Raw genomic sequence first — 14,653 nt, 5'->3', positions numbered from 1 at the left:
TGCTTTAATTGCTATTTACTATTGTTTACTACCCATTGGGTAGCTAATTCTCTACTTAATTGATCACTTTGAACATAGTCTTCTAATGTCGGATTAGCCAAAAAAGTTCCACGTTCCATGGTTTCGGATATCAAATCAGACATTTCTAGGAAGCCAATTTTATCTTCTAAAAAAGCCGCCACAGCTATTTCATTGGCAGCATTCAATATACAGGGCATATTTCCTCCTTTATCCAATGCCTCAAATGCCAATCCCAAATTCCTAAAAGTAGCCATATCGGGCTCTTCAAATGTCAAATTAGGATAAGCGGCAAAATTGAATCGAGGAAAATCCACTTCCAAACGATTTGGATAAGCCAAGGCAAATTGGATAGGTAATTTCATATCAGGCAAACCCAGCTGTGCCTTGATAGATCCGTCTTGAAATTGAACTAAGGAATGAACGATGGATTGTGGATGAACGACTACATCAATCTGATTAGCTTTCACTTGAAATAACCAAGCAGCTTCGATGACTTCCAAACCTTTATTCATCAGACTAGCTGAATCAATGGTTATCTTAGCGCCCATGGTCCAGTTGGGATGCTTTAAAGCTTGCTCCCTTGTCACTTTGGCTAATCGTTCCCTCTTCCAAGACCGAAATGGCCCTCCAGAAGCAGTCAATATTACTTTCTCAATGAGGTTGTGGGATTCACCCATCAAGCATTGAAATATGGCTGAATGCTCTGAATCAACGGGTAAAATCGGGACGCCCATCTTTGCCGCTAAGGGCATAATCAATGCCCCAGCAACAACTAATGTTTCTTTATTAGCTAGCGCTATGGGCTTTTTGGCTTCAATAGCACGCACGGTGGGCAACAATCCAGCATAACCCACTAATGCTGTCAACACCACATCCACCTCATCCAAACAAACCACATATTCCAAGCTCTTGGCTCCGGAATGTACTTCAATCGGCAAATGCGCCAAAGCCTCTTTCACTAGGGAATATTGACTCTCATCTCCAATCACCACATGACTTGGCAAAAACTCCAAGGCTTGTTGAATTAATAAGGTAGCATTCGACTGAGCCGTCAACACTTCCACTTTAAACTGATTTGGATGCAATGAAATTACTTCCAAAGTTTGAGTCCCGATGGAACCCGTGGAACCTAAGATGGCAATATGTTTTTGATCTACTACCAAAGCATCGCTTTTACTTGTTCAACAAACGTCAACCACACCTTTGGATACAAAAAAGTCACAAATACTAAACCGTATAATCCTCCATATAAATGGGCCGAATGATTCACATAATCCCTTCCTCTACGATCCATAGCAATGGAGTACCAAGTAAACAAACCTGCATAAATAAAACCTGGAATACCTAAGATGCCAAATAAATAGATTTTCTCCGTTGGAAAAAATAATATTCCTGCGAAAATAACCGCGGATACTGCACCAGATGCCCCTAAAGAATTGAAATGTGGGTTTTTGCTTTGTTTAAAGTAAGTGGGCAAATCTGCTGCCACGATGGCTGTTAAATAAAATATAACAAACAAGATTTGACCTGATTCTGGGAATAATATGGTAAAAATGTTTTCTAGCTGTAAGCCAAAAAAGAAAAATGAAAACAAATTGAAAAACAAATGCGTAAAATCAGCATGGATGAATCCTGATGTTATAAAACGCCAATACTCCTTCCTTCGGTTAATTTTAAACGGATTCATGGTCATCCTATCCATAAGTGCCGGCTTTTGCCAACACAACAAAGACACCAAGACGGTAATGACAATGATGATAAAACTGATAGAATCCCCCATAAAACAAAAAGCTTCGTGATGAAGCCATATAATTGCCACAAAGCTACATTAAACTTCCCGATCAACCAACCCTGCCATAAAAGACAATAAGGTATTTTTCTTTTCTTGCGGCAAAGGCAATGCTTCCATTCCAGCAAATGCACGATCAAAATAAGACTGAATTTGCAAACCCACTTCCTCTTTCAAACCCAATTGAGTATATATTTCAGTAACAGCTTTAACTTTTTCAACAGCATCAACCTGTTTTTGATTGATCCAATAGGTCAAACGATCGCGAATTTCTCCTTGAGATAATTCCAAAGCCCGAATCAATAAATATGTTTTTTTATTAGCCAGTATATCCCCTCCCACTTGCTTTCCAAATTTCTCTGGGTCACCATAAACATCCAATAAATCATCTTTCAACTGAAACCCTAAACCCACAAACTCCCCAATTTGATATAATTGCTGAGCAATACCTTGATCTACTTGAGCCAATAAGCCTCCCATCTCCATCGAAAACCCTAACAATACCGAAGTCTTTAATCGGATCATTTCTATATACTCGTCAATTTGCACATCTTTCCTTTCTTCAAAATTCATGTCCCATTGTTGTCCCTCACAAACTTCAGCCGCAGTCCAACTAAAGCGTTCTAGAATATGTTGAAATTGAGCTAGACTTACTCCTTCGATTTGATTTAAAAACTGATAAGCCTCTACCAACATCACATCGCCTGAAAGTATCGCTATGTTATCATTCCACTTCTCATGCACCGTTTGCTTACCTCTTCTCAATGGAGCTTTGTCCATGATATCATCGTGCATCAAAGTAAAATTATGGAATACTTCGATGGACAAGGCAGGTTTAACTTGTGTTTTCCAATCATCCCGAAATAATGAATAGGCCATCAAACACATCACAGGACGGATACGCTTCCCTCCTAAAGCCATTAAATATTGAATAGGCTCGTACAACTCCACAGGTTGTTTCCCCTGCTCCATGCGATCTATCTCACTATCTAAGACTTGTAAAAATTCTTTTATCATAATTTATCGATCAACTTCCCCCATGACTAAATCCAAAGACCCAATAATCGCCACTAAATCCGCCAAATAGGTTCCTTTAGCCAAGGTGGGTAAAACTGATAAATGGTGAAATGAGCAAGCTCGTACTTTCACTCGACTAGGTATATCGGATTTGCCATCAGCACGAACAAAAAAGCCTAACTCACCTTTTGGATTTTCGGCTCGGAAGTATACATCCATAGCGGCTGGCCTAATTTTCTTAGGAACCATAGCCTGAGGCTGAAAGTCCTTGGTTCTTTTACAATCTCCAACTAATTTATGGAGACATTGTTCAATAATTCGTATAGATTCTTCGCATTCTCTGATTCGAACATGATTTCGATCCCAACAATCTCCAACCTGACCCATAGCCCCTTCGCCTATGGGAATATCAAATTCCAACGCTGGATAAACCGAATAAGCATCTACTCGACGTAGGTCAAAAGGTAATCCCGAGCCACGTAATACAGGACCAGTACAACCGTAATTGATAGCCGTTGGCAAAGGCAATACGCCAATATTAGCCGTTCTTTTAATGAAAATACTATTCTCCTCTACCAAATTTTTAACTTCTTGAATGGTTGATTTCAGATTTGGAAGCAATTCTTTCACCCGCTCCTCAAAACCTACAGGCAAATCATAAAACAAACCACCAATCCACACATAATTATACAACATTCTTGCTCCAGATAACCATTCCAACAAACGTTGAATATGTTCTCTATCCCGCATCAGCCACAAAAATGGAGTATAGGCTCCTATATCCAATCCATACGTACCTACCGCAACAAAATGAGAAGCAATTCGATTCAGCTCAGCCACTAAGACACGGATGTATTCAATTCGTGGAGGTAATTTGCCATCTAACTCCAACATCTTTTCTATCGCCATGACATAGGCATGCTCTGAATTCATGGAGGCCATATAATCCAATCGATCAACGTAGGGGATAATTTGGTTATAAGGCAAAGCTTCAGCGTGTTTTTCAAAACAACGATGCAAATACCCCAAATGAGGAACTACATCCACGACCAATTCTCCATCGGATATCAATTCCAAACGCAATACTCCATGGGTAGATGGATGCTGAGGCCCCAATGAAATGATCATCTCTTCAGATTTCAAATTTTCAAGCGAATACCGATTTGGGTCGGATAAGGCAAAATTCTCGGCTTGATACTGATATTGAAGGGGCTTCATAAAACAAAAATGGGAAAAAAGGACAGTAAATAAAAGCCCAATGGAGGGATTTAAGGGCGACTTATCAATATGTTTAAAATTTTACGACATATTTTATTTAAAGACTTTGCGAAAAAAAATATTTCTTCTACCTTTGCAGTCCGTTTCAAATGAGGCGAAAAAAGATTTTAATACTATGGCAAAGAAAGGAAATCGCATTCAAGTAATTCTAGAATGCACTGAGCACAAAGAATCTGGTTTACCAGGAATGTCGCGTTACATCACGACTAAGAATCGTAAAAACACGACTGCTCGTATCGAATTAAAAAAATATAATTCGGTATTGAAGAAAGTTACACTTCATAAAGAGATCAAATAGTTTTAATACTTAAGAAATATGGCTAAGAAAGTAGTTGCAACGTTAAAAAAAGAAGGAGGCGTAAAATACGCTAAAATCATTAAAGCGGTTAAAAATCCAACCACAGGAGCTTATACCTTCAAAGAAGAAATTATTCTTCAAGATGAGGTAAATGCTGCATTGAAAAACTAATTTTTCAAGCGGGGCACCTTTTTTTTCGCTTAGATATTAAAGTCCCTTCGTGAGGGACTTTTTTTATTTTTGTTACATTCGTTTTTATTTTCATTCAAAGCCATGGGACTATTCGATTTTTTAAAAAAGAAACCAGCACCACAAGAGCAGGAGGAACTGGAGGCCTTGGAAAAAGGACTGGAAAAAACCAAAGAAGGTTTTCTATCCAAAATGGGGAGAGCCGTTTTAGGTAAGTCCAAAGTTGATGAAGAGGTATTGGATGAATTAGAAGAAATTCTATTAAGTTCCGATGTCGGAGTACCCACTACTTTAAAAATCATTGACCGAATCGAACGCCGCGTTGAGCGCGACAAATTCGTGTCTACTGAAGAACTAGATCAAGTTTTAAGAGAAGAAATTGCCGCTTTATTAGAAGAAAACCAGTCGGCCGACTTACAACATGCCTTTGCTGAGCCTAAACAAAAACCCTATGTCATCATGGTGGTAGGAGTTAATGGTGTAGGTAAAACAACGACCATAGGTAAATTGGCTTCTCAATTTCACCAAAATGGATTAAAAGTGGTTCTAGGTGCAGCAGATACTTTTCGTGCGGCAGCTGTGGACCAATTAAAGTTATGGGGTGAACGGGTAGGGGTTCCCGTGATTGATCATGGTATGAATACTGATCCCGCTTCGGTAGCCTATGATGCTGTAAAAAAAGGAGTAGAAATGAATGCCGACATCGTGATCATTGATACAGCGGGCAGATTACATACGAAAGTAAATTTGATGACAGAATTGACCAAAATCAAACGTGTTGTTCAAAAATTCATCCCTGATGCTCCTCACGAAGTGCTTTTAGTTCTAGATGGATCTACGGGACAAAATGCCTTCATTCAGGCACAAGAATTCACTAAAGCGACTGAGGTTACTGCCCTAGCCATCACAAAATTAGATGGTACCGCCAAAGGAGGCGTTGTGATTGGAATCTCTGATCAATTCAAAATTCCTGTCAAATACATTGGCGTTGGAGAAAAAATTTCCGATTTACAGGTATTTAATCGCAGTACATTTGTTGAATCTCTTTTTGCAAAAAAATAGAGAAGAGGCGATGCAATGTATGGCCTCTTCTCTATTTTTGCTGTTTGGCCCAAGTATCTTTCAAAGTCACGGTACGGTTAAACACCAAATGCCCATCTTTCGTGTCTTTATCTAGACAAAAATACCCTTTGCGCATAAACTGGACTGCTTTTTCAACTTGCGCTTCTTTCAAGGCAGGCTCAACGTAAACCTTGTCCAACACTTGTAAAGACTCTGGATTGATGAATTTCATAAAATCATCCCCTAATTCAGAAGCATCTTCTACAATCAATAATCGATCAAATAGACGTACTTCTGCCACTTCAGCATGAGGAATAGAAACCCAGTGAATTGTTCCTTTCACGTGGATACCTGAAGTATCTTGTCCTGATTTACTTTCCGGAACATAGATAGCATAAATCTCTTTAACAGAACCATCTTCATTTAATTCAAAGCTCTCACATTGAATAATATAAGCTCCTTTCAACCGAACGGATAATCCGGGACCTAGTCTAAAGAATTTTTTAGGTGGATCCACCATAAAATCTTCTCTTTCAATAAACAATTCTCGAGAGAATGGTACTGACCTTTTACCCGTACTTTCGTCTTCTGGATTATTTTCAATCAACAAATCTTCCGTTTTACCTTCCGTATAATTGGTAATGACTAATTTGATTGGATCCAAAACAGCCATGTAGCGATTAGCCGATTTATTTAAATCTTCCCGGATACAGAATTCCAATAAACTAATATCAATTAGGTTATCCCGCTTTGCAACACCAATTCGATCACAGAAATTTTGTATGGATGCGGGTGTAAAACCCCTTCTGCGTAAAGCTGAAATAGTGGGCATACGAGGATCATCCCAACCGTGAACAATTTTCTCATTCACTAATTGCAAAAGTTTTCGCTTACTCATCACCGTGTGCGACAAATTCAGTCGAGCAAACTCATATTGATGGGTTGGAAATATCTCTAACTTCTCGATAAACCAATCATATAAAGGACGGTGTACATCAAACTCCAAGGTACAAATGGAATGTGTAATGCCTTCCATAGAATCGGATTGCCCATGAGCGAAATCATACATCGGATAAATGCACCAAGCATTTCCAGTACGGTGATGTTCCACATGACGAATACGGTACATGAATGGATCACGCATGTGCATATTTGGATGCGACATATCTATTTTGGCCCGTAAAACCTTCGCCCCGTCGGGGAACTCTCCCGCACGCATCCGTTGAAACAAATCTACATTTTCTTCTACCGTTCGATTGCGAAAAGGACTTGGAACACCGGGAATGGTGGGAGTCCCTTTTTGAGCGGCAATTTCCTCGGCAGATGAATCATCTACATAAGCCAATGATTTTTCAATCAATTGTACGGCATATTGAAATAAAGTTTCAAAATAATCAGAAGTATAAAGCTCATTAGCCCAACTAAATCCCAACCATGCCACATCCTTCTTGATGGATTCTACGTATTCAGTTTCTTCCGTGATGGGATTGGTATCATCAAAACGCAAATTAGTCTTTCCTCCAAATTCTTGAGCTAAACCAAAGTTCAAACAAATGGATTTGGCATGACCAATGTGAAGGTATCCATTAGGTTCAGGAGGGAATCGAGTGAAAATTCCTTGAGGGTATTTTCCAGCTGCTAAATCGGCCTGCACGATTTCTTCTAAAAAATTAAGGGATTTTGGTTTTAATTCTTCCATTCAATATACGTTCTTGACAATTCTGTCGTTTTTAGGGTCGAAAATGATTTATTCAATTTCAAAAATACGCAATATTTAAGCTATGCGAACAGAAAGCTGATAGAATATTCTGCTTTTCAAATTTAATTGCTGTTTTATATGCCATTTAATAAATTTCTTGCCCTACATAAGATATTTTTAATTAATTTAGTGCCTAATTCAATAGGTAGCTTTATTGTTTAATTAATCTACTCAAACTCGTTCTTAACATGATGAACAAATTCTTCAAATTCAATTTTTCCGCCATTTTAGTTTTATTAATGGCATATTCCGCCTCGGCACAACTTATTAATGGTAAACTAGGAGATCAAACTACACTAGTTAAAAGTGGTCAGACTAAAGCACTTGTTGCATCTGGCTGTCCTGCTGGCACTTATTTCGACTGGGGTTTTTATAAAAATGAAAACAATGGTGGCGTAACTTACTATAACTTAGCTGATTCATGGGATTTAGCTTATCCTGGAAATGGAGTAGCTGACAACAATGTCACTGCATTAGCCCTGTCATTGGATAATAATCCTACTGGTGGTGGTAACAGAGCACCCTATGTTTATGAGTTAAAATGTGTAACTACTTCAGGTGGAAGCACGGTGGCTCCAGGTACAATGGTATCCAAAGTAACCATCCAAGTAGCTGATGCAAATTATGCTCCAGCTGTTTCTATGTTAGATGGAAGCATTGTTTGTGGCGACATCAACGACCCTAATTCAGGTTCCATTTCCTTAAAAGCTACTGGTTGCCCAGATGGAACATTGTGGTATTTGCCAGTTGGTAATAAAACGGTTGAAATCGCCAATTGGGATGCTATTAAAATATCTGGTACAGACTATATTACAGGTCGTTACAGTGTTAGTTGTATCATCAATTATTCTTTGAATTCAGCTGCATTACCATCAGACCCTACTATCACCCCTACCAATGTTCCTATGAAAGAATATTCTAGGGCTGCAGGCTATGATGTGAGAAAAGGATATGCTGTTCCAACCGTATTTGTAAACAGTGTAAAAAGTGTTTTACCAGACAATGAAACTAAAGAAGTTTGTCAAGGAACCTTAGTAGACTTAGGTATATACACCAATCCGGAAAGAAACAACACCTTAAATTTCAGTCAGTATAATCAATATTTTGAATTCCAATGGTTTGGAAAAGATGAATACAAACCATCTGATAATTATGGTGCAGATCGTTTCAAAGCTACAGGTTTCACTTCTGGTGTATTAACTGCTATTGCTGAGAAAAAATCGGTTTTATACTACGTAAAAATTACGGACAGATCTGGTGTTTGTGGTTCTAAAGAATCAAACCAAGTTCGTATTACTTACGTAGAATTACCTAAGCCAGGTCCTATCACAGGAAATTTAGGCTATTGCATCGAAGGTTCTACTGCCTTGAAAGTTGATTCTGCCTCTTTAGTACGTAACGAAGGGTATTTATGGGCTGCTAATAAGACTCCAACGAAACCATCGAAATTCCGTTGGTATGTAGATGGTGTTGAAACAGCTGCTTTAGGTAGCTTATCAAGCATCATTTTCAAACAAAACGCGAAAGTGAAAGTGGACTATGTGTCTAATTACAACTGCCCATCTCCTGCTTCTGATGAAGTTACTGTGAAGAACTACGACAAGCCTGTTACTCCTACGATCACTGCTTTAAAACCAGCGAATGGTTCATTGGTAACAGCTTCGACTGTTGGTTTCTGCGAGGGAACGCCAATTGCAGGTCAATTGCAAGCTTCTTCATTACCAAATGGTGAAACTACTAAATGGGAATGGAGCAATGCATTAACTTCTAGCCTTATCGATTACAATAAAGTAGGATTCTATACAGTAAAAACCATCAACGCAAACGGATGTTATTCTGAATCATCTGCACCAGTTGAGGTGAAAGTATTAGAACTTCCTGCAGCACCAACGATTACTGCTGGTGGTGTAACTACTTTCTGCGCAAGAAAAGATGATGATTATAGTGCTTTCAATGCTGTAACATTGACTGCTTCTACTTCAAACAGCATTGTTAATTGGTATGGTATCGCCAATACTTCTCTTTCAACTTTGAAGGTATTTGAAGGTATTAAAACATCTGATACTTACTTCACTAGAGCAACTGATATCTACGGATGTATCTCTCCTGCTTCTAACAAGATTAAAGTAAGTGTACAACAGAATCCTGTAGCTACAGATGCTAGAATCGTGAAAGAAGGAGTTTACACCCTAAAAGCATTGAACTTCCCAGCAACTGTTACTGGTGGTACAGCTAGTGATTATGAGTGGAAATTTGGAACGACTGCTCTTCCTTCGAAAAGCTATATTACTAAGGTAAAGACCAATGGTGATTACAGCGTGAGAAGAAAGTATTTGTATGCCATCGACGGTTTCCCATTAACTTGCTATACAGACTTCACTAAATATGCTTATACATTAGATCCTGAATTTAATGGAGTAGCTATCTTCCCTAATCCAGTAACTAAGCCAGATGTTGATGGTGTTAACATTCAAATCTTAGATGATTGGACTAACGCAATAGTTACATTGTATGACATGGTTGGTCGTCCAGTTTACTCAGGTAAAATTCCAGCTTTAAACGCTGCCAATCCTGAGCCAACTAATATTCTTAAATTGCCAGGATTAGGTAACGGTATCTATATCGTTACTATCACAGCAGATAATAGCAAATCTTATACAGGTAAAATTATCGTTAGCAAATAAGATTAAAAACTTGATTAAAAGCCTCTCGTTTACTCGGGAGGCTTTTTTTATGCTATGAAACTTCACACAATTCTTTTCTTACTCATTGTATTGGCTAAGCTTCCAGCTATGGCACAATGGACACCTATTCCCTTACAAACTAAAGCATCCTTTAGGGCTATTCGTCAAATAAAAAACGAAATTTGGATTGGAGGAACGCTAGGAACAATTGTTCATTCAAGTAATGGAGGAATTAGCTGGAAAGAGTTACAAGTACCTGGAGCTGACAATTTGGATTTTAGAGATTTAGCTTTAATAGATCAACAAAAAGTTTTATTAATGAGTGCAGGGCCAGCTGATAAAGGCGCTGCGAAATTATACTATAGTAAAGACCATGGGCAATCTTGGTCCATCTTGTTTGAAAAAAAATCGGGCCCCTATTTCTTTGATGCGATTGCTTGGAATCAAAAAAAACAAGAAGGTGTTATGCTTTCGGACCCTATGAATGGTCAATTCCCTTTGTTCAAAATCGAAAATGGGGGAGAAAAAGTAAAAGAAATCAAGATAACATCCTTTCCTACTTTATTACAAAGAGAAGCCGCTTTTGCAGCCAGTGGATCATCCATACTCTGGATCAATGGAAAATTAAACTTAGTAACGGGTGGATCTGCTCAAGCAAGAATCCTACAAAGTCAAGATGAGACATTCACTAAGTTTCAGGTCATGCACCAAAGTATTCCAGCCGATAGTAGCAGTGGTTTTTTTTCCATCGGGGCAAGGAATAAATCTAATTATTGGGTGGTGGGCGGAAATTACTTGCGCTTAAATGGAAATAACATTGGCATTCTTGAGAGCAAAGATGCTGGATTAAGCTGGCATAAGTTGAGTGATTCCCCAAGCTTCTATATGGAAAAGGTACTTTGGACAGGCAAATATTGGGTTGTTGTGGGTCCCTCCAAGAGTGCGGCTTATGACCCTAAAAACAAAAAGTGGATTTCGCTTGGCGAAACCCACTTTCATAACGTCCTATTACACAAAAAATACTTATTCGCTGTAGGTTCAAAAGGCACATTAGCCAAAATTTCCTTAGCAGATTTAGACCAATTATTTCTTTCTAAAAAATAATGAAATAGGTGTTCCTTCTAATTTAAATGCCTTTCGCATTTGATTCTCGAGATAGCGCTCATAACTTTCTTTAATGTACTGAGGTAAGTTACAGAAAAAGATGAAAGTCGGATATGGTGTTGAAACTTGAGTACAATACTTTATCTTAATGTATTTCCCTTTCCATGCTGGTGGGGGATAATTATTGATTACCTCCAACATCACATCGTTTAATTTTGAAGTAGCGATTTTCTGAGAACGATTCTCAAACACTTCCAACATCATTTCGACTACCTGAAAAATACGCTTCTTTTCCATCACTGAAGTGAATATAATCGGCATATAATTAATCGGTGCTAAACGCTCTTTTATTGCATTCTCCAGCTTGATAGCGGTATTGGTATCCTTGGCAACTAAATCCCATTTATTAACCATCAAAACAATTCCTTTCTTAGCTTTATCTGCCATGCTAATAATGTTCATGTCCTGAGCTTCTAATCCTGTATTGAAATCAATGGTCGTGGCATCAACTAAAATAATAGCCAAATCACATTCTTCCATAGCCTTAATCGAACGTAATACGGAATAATACTCAATATTATCATCAATCTTCGCTTTTCTACGTATACCTGCTGTATCAGTAATAATGAAATCCTTACCGTAGAGAGTATAACGATTCTGAATGGCATCTCGCGTTGTACCAGCTAAGTCAGTCACAATGGAGCGCTCACGACCCAACAATGCATTTAAAAAAGATGATTTCCCTACATTAGGTCTACCTAAGATGGCTACACGAGGCACACCAGCTTCAGGATTTTCGACACCCTCTTCTTTAAAATGAGAAACCATTAAATCTAACATGTCCCCAGTACCACTACCACTTTCCGCTGCAATAGCATAAGGATCTCCTAAACCTAATTCATAAAATTCAGCTGCTACAAATGCCTTATCATGCGTATCCGCTTTGTTAGCTACAATAATAACGGGCTTTTTTGATTTACGCAGTACTTTAGCAAAATCCTTATCTAAATCCGTTAAGCCAACTTGACAATCGACTACGAAAAGAAGTACATCTGCCTCTTCCATGGCCATTTCAACCTGCTCACGAATGGCCCCTTCAAACATATCATCCGAACCATGCACATAACCACCGGTATCTATCACAGTAAAAAACTTACCCGTCCACTGACCATAACCATAATGGCGATCCCGCGTAACCCCAGATACGTTATCCATAATGGCCTTTTTTTGTTCAATCAATCGATTGAATAAGGTCGACTTTCCTACATTGGGACGCCCAACAATTGCTACTATATTTGACATGTTATTAAAATTAATCGAGCGAATACCCGAATGAACGCAATTTATCAGCCTTTGCACGCCAATCTGGCTCCACCTTGATAAATTGCTCTAAAAATACTTTTTTACCAAAAAATTTCTCCAAATCTTGGCGGGCTTCTATCCCCACTTTTTTGATACTTTCTCCCTTATGCCCAATCAAGATGGCTCGCTGTGAGACGCGTTCTACATAAATTTCTGTGGCGATTCGTAAAATAGTAGGCTCTTCTTTGAATGATGTAACTACTACTTCACAAGAATAAGGAATCTCCTTCTTGTAATTCATGAATATTTTTTCACGGATTATCTCCGATGCGAAAAATTTTTCGGGCTTATCAGTTAATTCCTCGGGATCAAAAAATGGAGGATGAACAGGCAATTTGGCTACAATATGTTCAAAGATTTGATCTAAATGCACCAACTCCAATGCAGAAATTGGCAAAATAGGCTTATCAGGAAATACTTGTCCCCAATAATCCAACCGTTCCTGAAGCTTTTCAGTTCCGACTAAATCAATTTTATTCAATAAAACTAAAATCGGAGTATCTGTATGGTCTTTCCAGTTAGTCAAGAAGTCTAAATCTTCATATTCATCAAATACATCTGTCACATATAATACTACGTCTGCATCTTCCAATGAACTCTTTACAAATTGCATCATAGATTTATGCAATTCATACTTAGGCATTAAAACCCCAGGCGTATCTGAATACACAATTTGATAAGGTGTCCCTTCAAATTCCCCATTCAACATACCTAAAATCCGATGACGGGTAGTTTGAGCCTTAGAACTAACAATAGACAATCGCTCACCTACTAATGCATTCATTAGGGTACTTTTACCGACATTCGGTTTACCTATAATACTAATAAATCCAGATTTGTGAGGAGATGCCATAAGAAAAACCACGCCTTGTTACTTGGGCATGAACATTAAAATACAAAGATACTTGTTTTTCTCGACAAAACCCTGCATCTTTGCACTCCGATATATCGCGGGGTGGAGCAGTTGGTAGCTCGTTGGGCTCATAACCCAAAGGTCGTCAGTTCGAGTCTGGCCCCCGCTACAAGTAAAAAGGCAAATCTTTATGGTTTGCTTTTTTTGTTTAATGTGGCTTCGAGAGCCTCAGCCACCTTCAAGAGTCTCGGTCACCATCGAGAACCTCAGGCACCTTCGAGAGACTAGCCTCGGCCACCATGGAAAGCCACGGCTATTTATGAATACGATACCTCCTCTGAGAACCTCAGCAATCTTATAGAAATTTCCAACTAAAGTCCGGTGCCTTCGAGAACCTCAGGCACCTTCGAGAGAATAGCCTCAGTCACCCTTGGAAAGCCACGGCTATTTATGAATACAAAACCTCCTCTGAGAACTTCAGCAATCTTATAGAAATTTCCAACTAAAGTCTGGTGCCTTCGAGAACCTCAGGCACCTTCGAGAGACTAGCCTCGGCCACCATGGAAAGCCACGGCTATTTATGAATACGATACCTCCTCTGAGAACCTCAGCAATCTTATAGAAATTTCCAACTAAAGTCCGGTGCCTTCGAGAACCTCAAGCACCTTCGAGAGAATAGCCTCAGTCACCCTTGGAAAGCCACGGCTATTTATGAATACAAAACCTCCTCTGAGAACTTCAGCAATCTTATAGAAATTTCCAACTAAAGTCTGGTGCCTTCGAGAACCTCAGGCACCTTCGAGAGACTAGCCTCGGCCACCATGGAAAGCCACGGCTATTTATGAATACGATACCTCCTCTGAGAACCTCAGCAATCTTATAGAAATTTCCAACTAAAGTCCGGTGCCTTCGAGAACCTCAAGCACCTTCGAGAGAATAGCCTCAGTCACCCTTGGAAAGCCACGGCTATTTATGAATACAAAACCTCCTCTGAGAACTTCAGCAATCTTATAGAAATTTCCAACTAAAGTCTGGTGCCTTCGAGAACCTCAGCAATCTTATAGAAATTTCCAACTAAAGTCCGGTGCCTTCGAGAACCTCAGGCACGATAAAAATTAATCAATAAATCAAATGCAAGATGCTCCAGATGGTATATTATAGCTCTCGATGGTGCCTGAGGCTCCCGAAGGCACTAGAAAGAAAACTAACTAACAAATCAGGTGCATGATATTCCCGA

At 39.0% G+C, this 14,653-nt stretch carries 12 protein-coding genes and 1 tRNA gene; 6 read left to right on the top strand and 7 right to left on the bottom strand.

From position 1 onward, the window contains the following. Positions 1-11: 11 nt before the first annotated feature. Genes U0R11_RS07630 through U0R11_RS07615 form a run of 4 tightly spaced genes read right to left on the bottom strand, consistent with a single transcriptional unit; the run spans position 12 to position 4,045 of the window. Positions 12-1,184, bottom strand: a complete 1,173-nt coding sequence (locus tag U0R11_RS07630; protein ID WP_406751066.1) for a 1-deoxy-D-xylulose-5-phosphate reductoisomerase — start codon at positions 1,182-1,184, stop codon at positions 12-14. Then, a complete protein-coding gene (locus U0R11_RS07625; RefSeq protein ID WP_406751064.1) occupies positions 1,178-1,801 on the bottom strand; it encodes a rhomboid family intramembrane serine protease in 624 nt (207 codons plus the stop codon). Before U0R11_RS07625 ends, U0R11_RS07630 begins: the two co-directional genes overlap by 7 nt. A 48-nt stretch (positions 1,802-1,849) precedes the next feature. After that, positions 1,850-2,827: a polyprenyl synthetase family protein gene (locus U0R11_RS07620; RefSeq protein ID WP_406751062.1), complete on the bottom strand. Its 978-nt coding sequence runs from the start codon at positions 2,825-2,827 to the stop codon at positions 1,850-1,852. 3 nt (positions 2,828-2,830) lie between these two features. Continuing rightward, positions 2,831-4,045: an NADH-quinone oxidoreductase subunit D gene (locus U0R11_RS07615; protein ID WP_406751060.1), complete on the bottom strand. Its 1,215-nt coding sequence runs from the start codon at positions 4,043-4,045 to the stop codon at positions 2,831-2,833. Between the two features lie 175 nt (positions 4,046-4,220). On the opposite strand from U0R11_RS07615, the gene rpmG reads away from it, so the two are divergent. The 3 genes from rpmG (at position 4,221) to ftsY (ending at position 5,654) form a co-directional block, all read left to right on the top strand. Beyond that, the gene (gene rpmG / locus U0R11_RS07610) at positions 4,221-4,403 is read left to right on the top strand and encodes a 50S ribosomal protein L33 (RefSeq protein ID WP_166229754.1); all 183 of its coding nucleotides are present in this window, start codon (positions 4,221-4,223) and stop codon (positions 4,401-4,403) included. Positions 4,404-4,421: 18 nt separating this feature from the next. Next, positions 4,422-4,574 (top strand): DUF4295 domain-containing protein, encoded by a 153-nt coding sequence (locus tag U0R11_RS07605; RefSeq protein WP_109324168.1) that lies wholly within the window; start codon positions 4,422-4,424, stop codon positions 4,572-4,574. Positions 4,575-4,676: 102 nt separating this feature from the next. Continuing rightward, entirely contained in the window at positions 4,677-5,654 is a 978-nt protein-coding gene (gene ftsY, locus U0R11_RS07600) for a signal recognition particle-docking protein FtsY (protein ID WP_406751057.1), read from the top strand. Between the two features lie 31 nt (positions 5,655-5,685). On the opposite strand, the gene U0R11_RS07595 is transcribed toward ftsY, so the two are convergent. Continuing rightward, positions 5,686-7,353: a glutamine--tRNA ligase/YqeY domain fusion protein gene (locus tag U0R11_RS07595; RefSeq protein ID WP_406751055.1), complete on the bottom strand. Its 1,668-nt coding sequence runs from the start codon at positions 7,351-7,353 to the stop codon at positions 5,686-5,688. 248 nt (positions 7,354-7,601) lie between these two features. Between U0R11_RS07595 and U0R11_RS07590 the strand changes: the two genes are divergently transcribed. Next, a complete protein-coding gene (locus tag U0R11_RS07590) occupies positions 7,602-10,097 on the top strand; it encodes a T9SS type A sorting domain-containing protein (protein WP_406751053.1) in 2,496 nt (831 codons plus the stop codon). Between the two features lie 54 nt (positions 10,098-10,151). After that, positions 10,152-11,201 (top strand): YCF48-related protein, encoded by a 1,050-nt coding sequence (locus U0R11_RS07585; RefSeq protein ID WP_406751051.1) that lies wholly within the window; start codon positions 10,152-10,154, stop codon positions 11,199-11,201. Here U0R11_RS07585 and der read toward each other — a convergent pair. Continuing rightward, a complete protein-coding gene (der, locus tag U0R11_RS07580; protein WP_406751049.1) occupies positions 11,181-12,503 on the bottom strand; it encodes a ribosome biogenesis GTPase Der in 1,323 nt (440 codons plus the stop codon). The genes U0R11_RS07585 and der overlap by 21 nt on opposite strands. Positions 12,504-12,513: 10 nt before the next feature. Next, entirely contained in the window at positions 12,514-13,416 is a 903-nt protein-coding gene (gene era, locus U0R11_RS07575; RefSeq protein WP_406751047.1) for a GTPase Era, read from the bottom strand. Positions 13,417-13,512: 96 nt separating this feature from the next. Between era and U0R11_RS07570 the strand changes: the two genes are divergently transcribed. Then, positions 13,513-13,585: transfer RNA gene (locus U0R11_RS07570), tRNA-Met, on the top strand. Positions 13,586-14,653 lie beyond the last annotated feature (1,068 nt).

This window comes from Aquirufa salirivi, assembly GCF_045310485.1.
Lineage (GTDB): Bacteria > Bacteroidota > Bacteroidia > Cytophagales > Spirosomataceae > Aquirufa > Aquirufa salirivi.
This window is presented reverse-complemented; position numbering and strand designations above follow the sequence as displayed.

Excerpts from the sequence above, each read along its gene's own strand:
- ftsY (WP_406751057.1), top strand. The coding sequence starts at position 4,677 with ATGGGACTATTCGATTTTTTAAAAAAGAAACCAGCACCACAAGAGCAG.
- U0R11_RS07595 (WP_406751055.1), bottom strand. The coding sequence starts at position 7,353 with ATGGAAGAATTAAAACCAAAATCCCTTAATTTTTTAGAAGAAATCGTG.
- U0R11_RS07615 (WP_406751060.1), bottom strand. The coding sequence starts at position 4,045 with ATGAAGCCCCTTCAATATCAGTATCAAGCCGAGAATTTTGCCTTATCC.
- U0R11_RS07590 (WP_406751053.1), top strand. The coding sequence starts at position 7,602 with ATGATGAACAAATTCTTCAAATTCAATTTTTCCGCCATTTTAGTTTTA.
- U0R11_RS07620 (WP_406751062.1), bottom strand. The coding sequence starts at position 2,827 with ATGATAAAAGAATTTTTACAAGTCTTAGATAGTGAGATAGATCGCATG.
- rpmG (WP_166229754.1), top strand. The coding sequence starts at position 4,221 with ATGGCAAAGAAAGGAAATCGCATTCAAGTAATTCTAGAATGCACTGAG.
- der (WP_406751049.1), bottom strand. The coding sequence starts at position 12,503 with ATGTCAAATATAGTAGCAATTGTTGGGCGTCCCAATGTAGGAAAGTCG.
- era (WP_406751047.1), bottom strand. The coding sequence starts at position 13,416 with ATGGCATCTCCTCACAAATCTGGATTTATTAGTATTATAGGTAAACCG.
- U0R11_RS07625 (WP_406751064.1), bottom strand. The coding sequence starts at position 1,801 with ATGGGGGATTCTATCAGTTTTATCATCATTGTCATTACCGTCTTGGTG.
- U0R11_RS07605 (WP_109324168.1), top strand. The coding sequence starts at position 4,422 with ATGGCTAAGAAAGTAGTTGCAACGTTAAAAAAAGAAGGAGGCGTAAAA.
- U0R11_RS07585 (WP_406751051.1), top strand. The coding sequence starts at position 10,152 with ATGAAACTTCACACAATTCTTTTCTTACTCATTGTATTGGCTAAGCTT.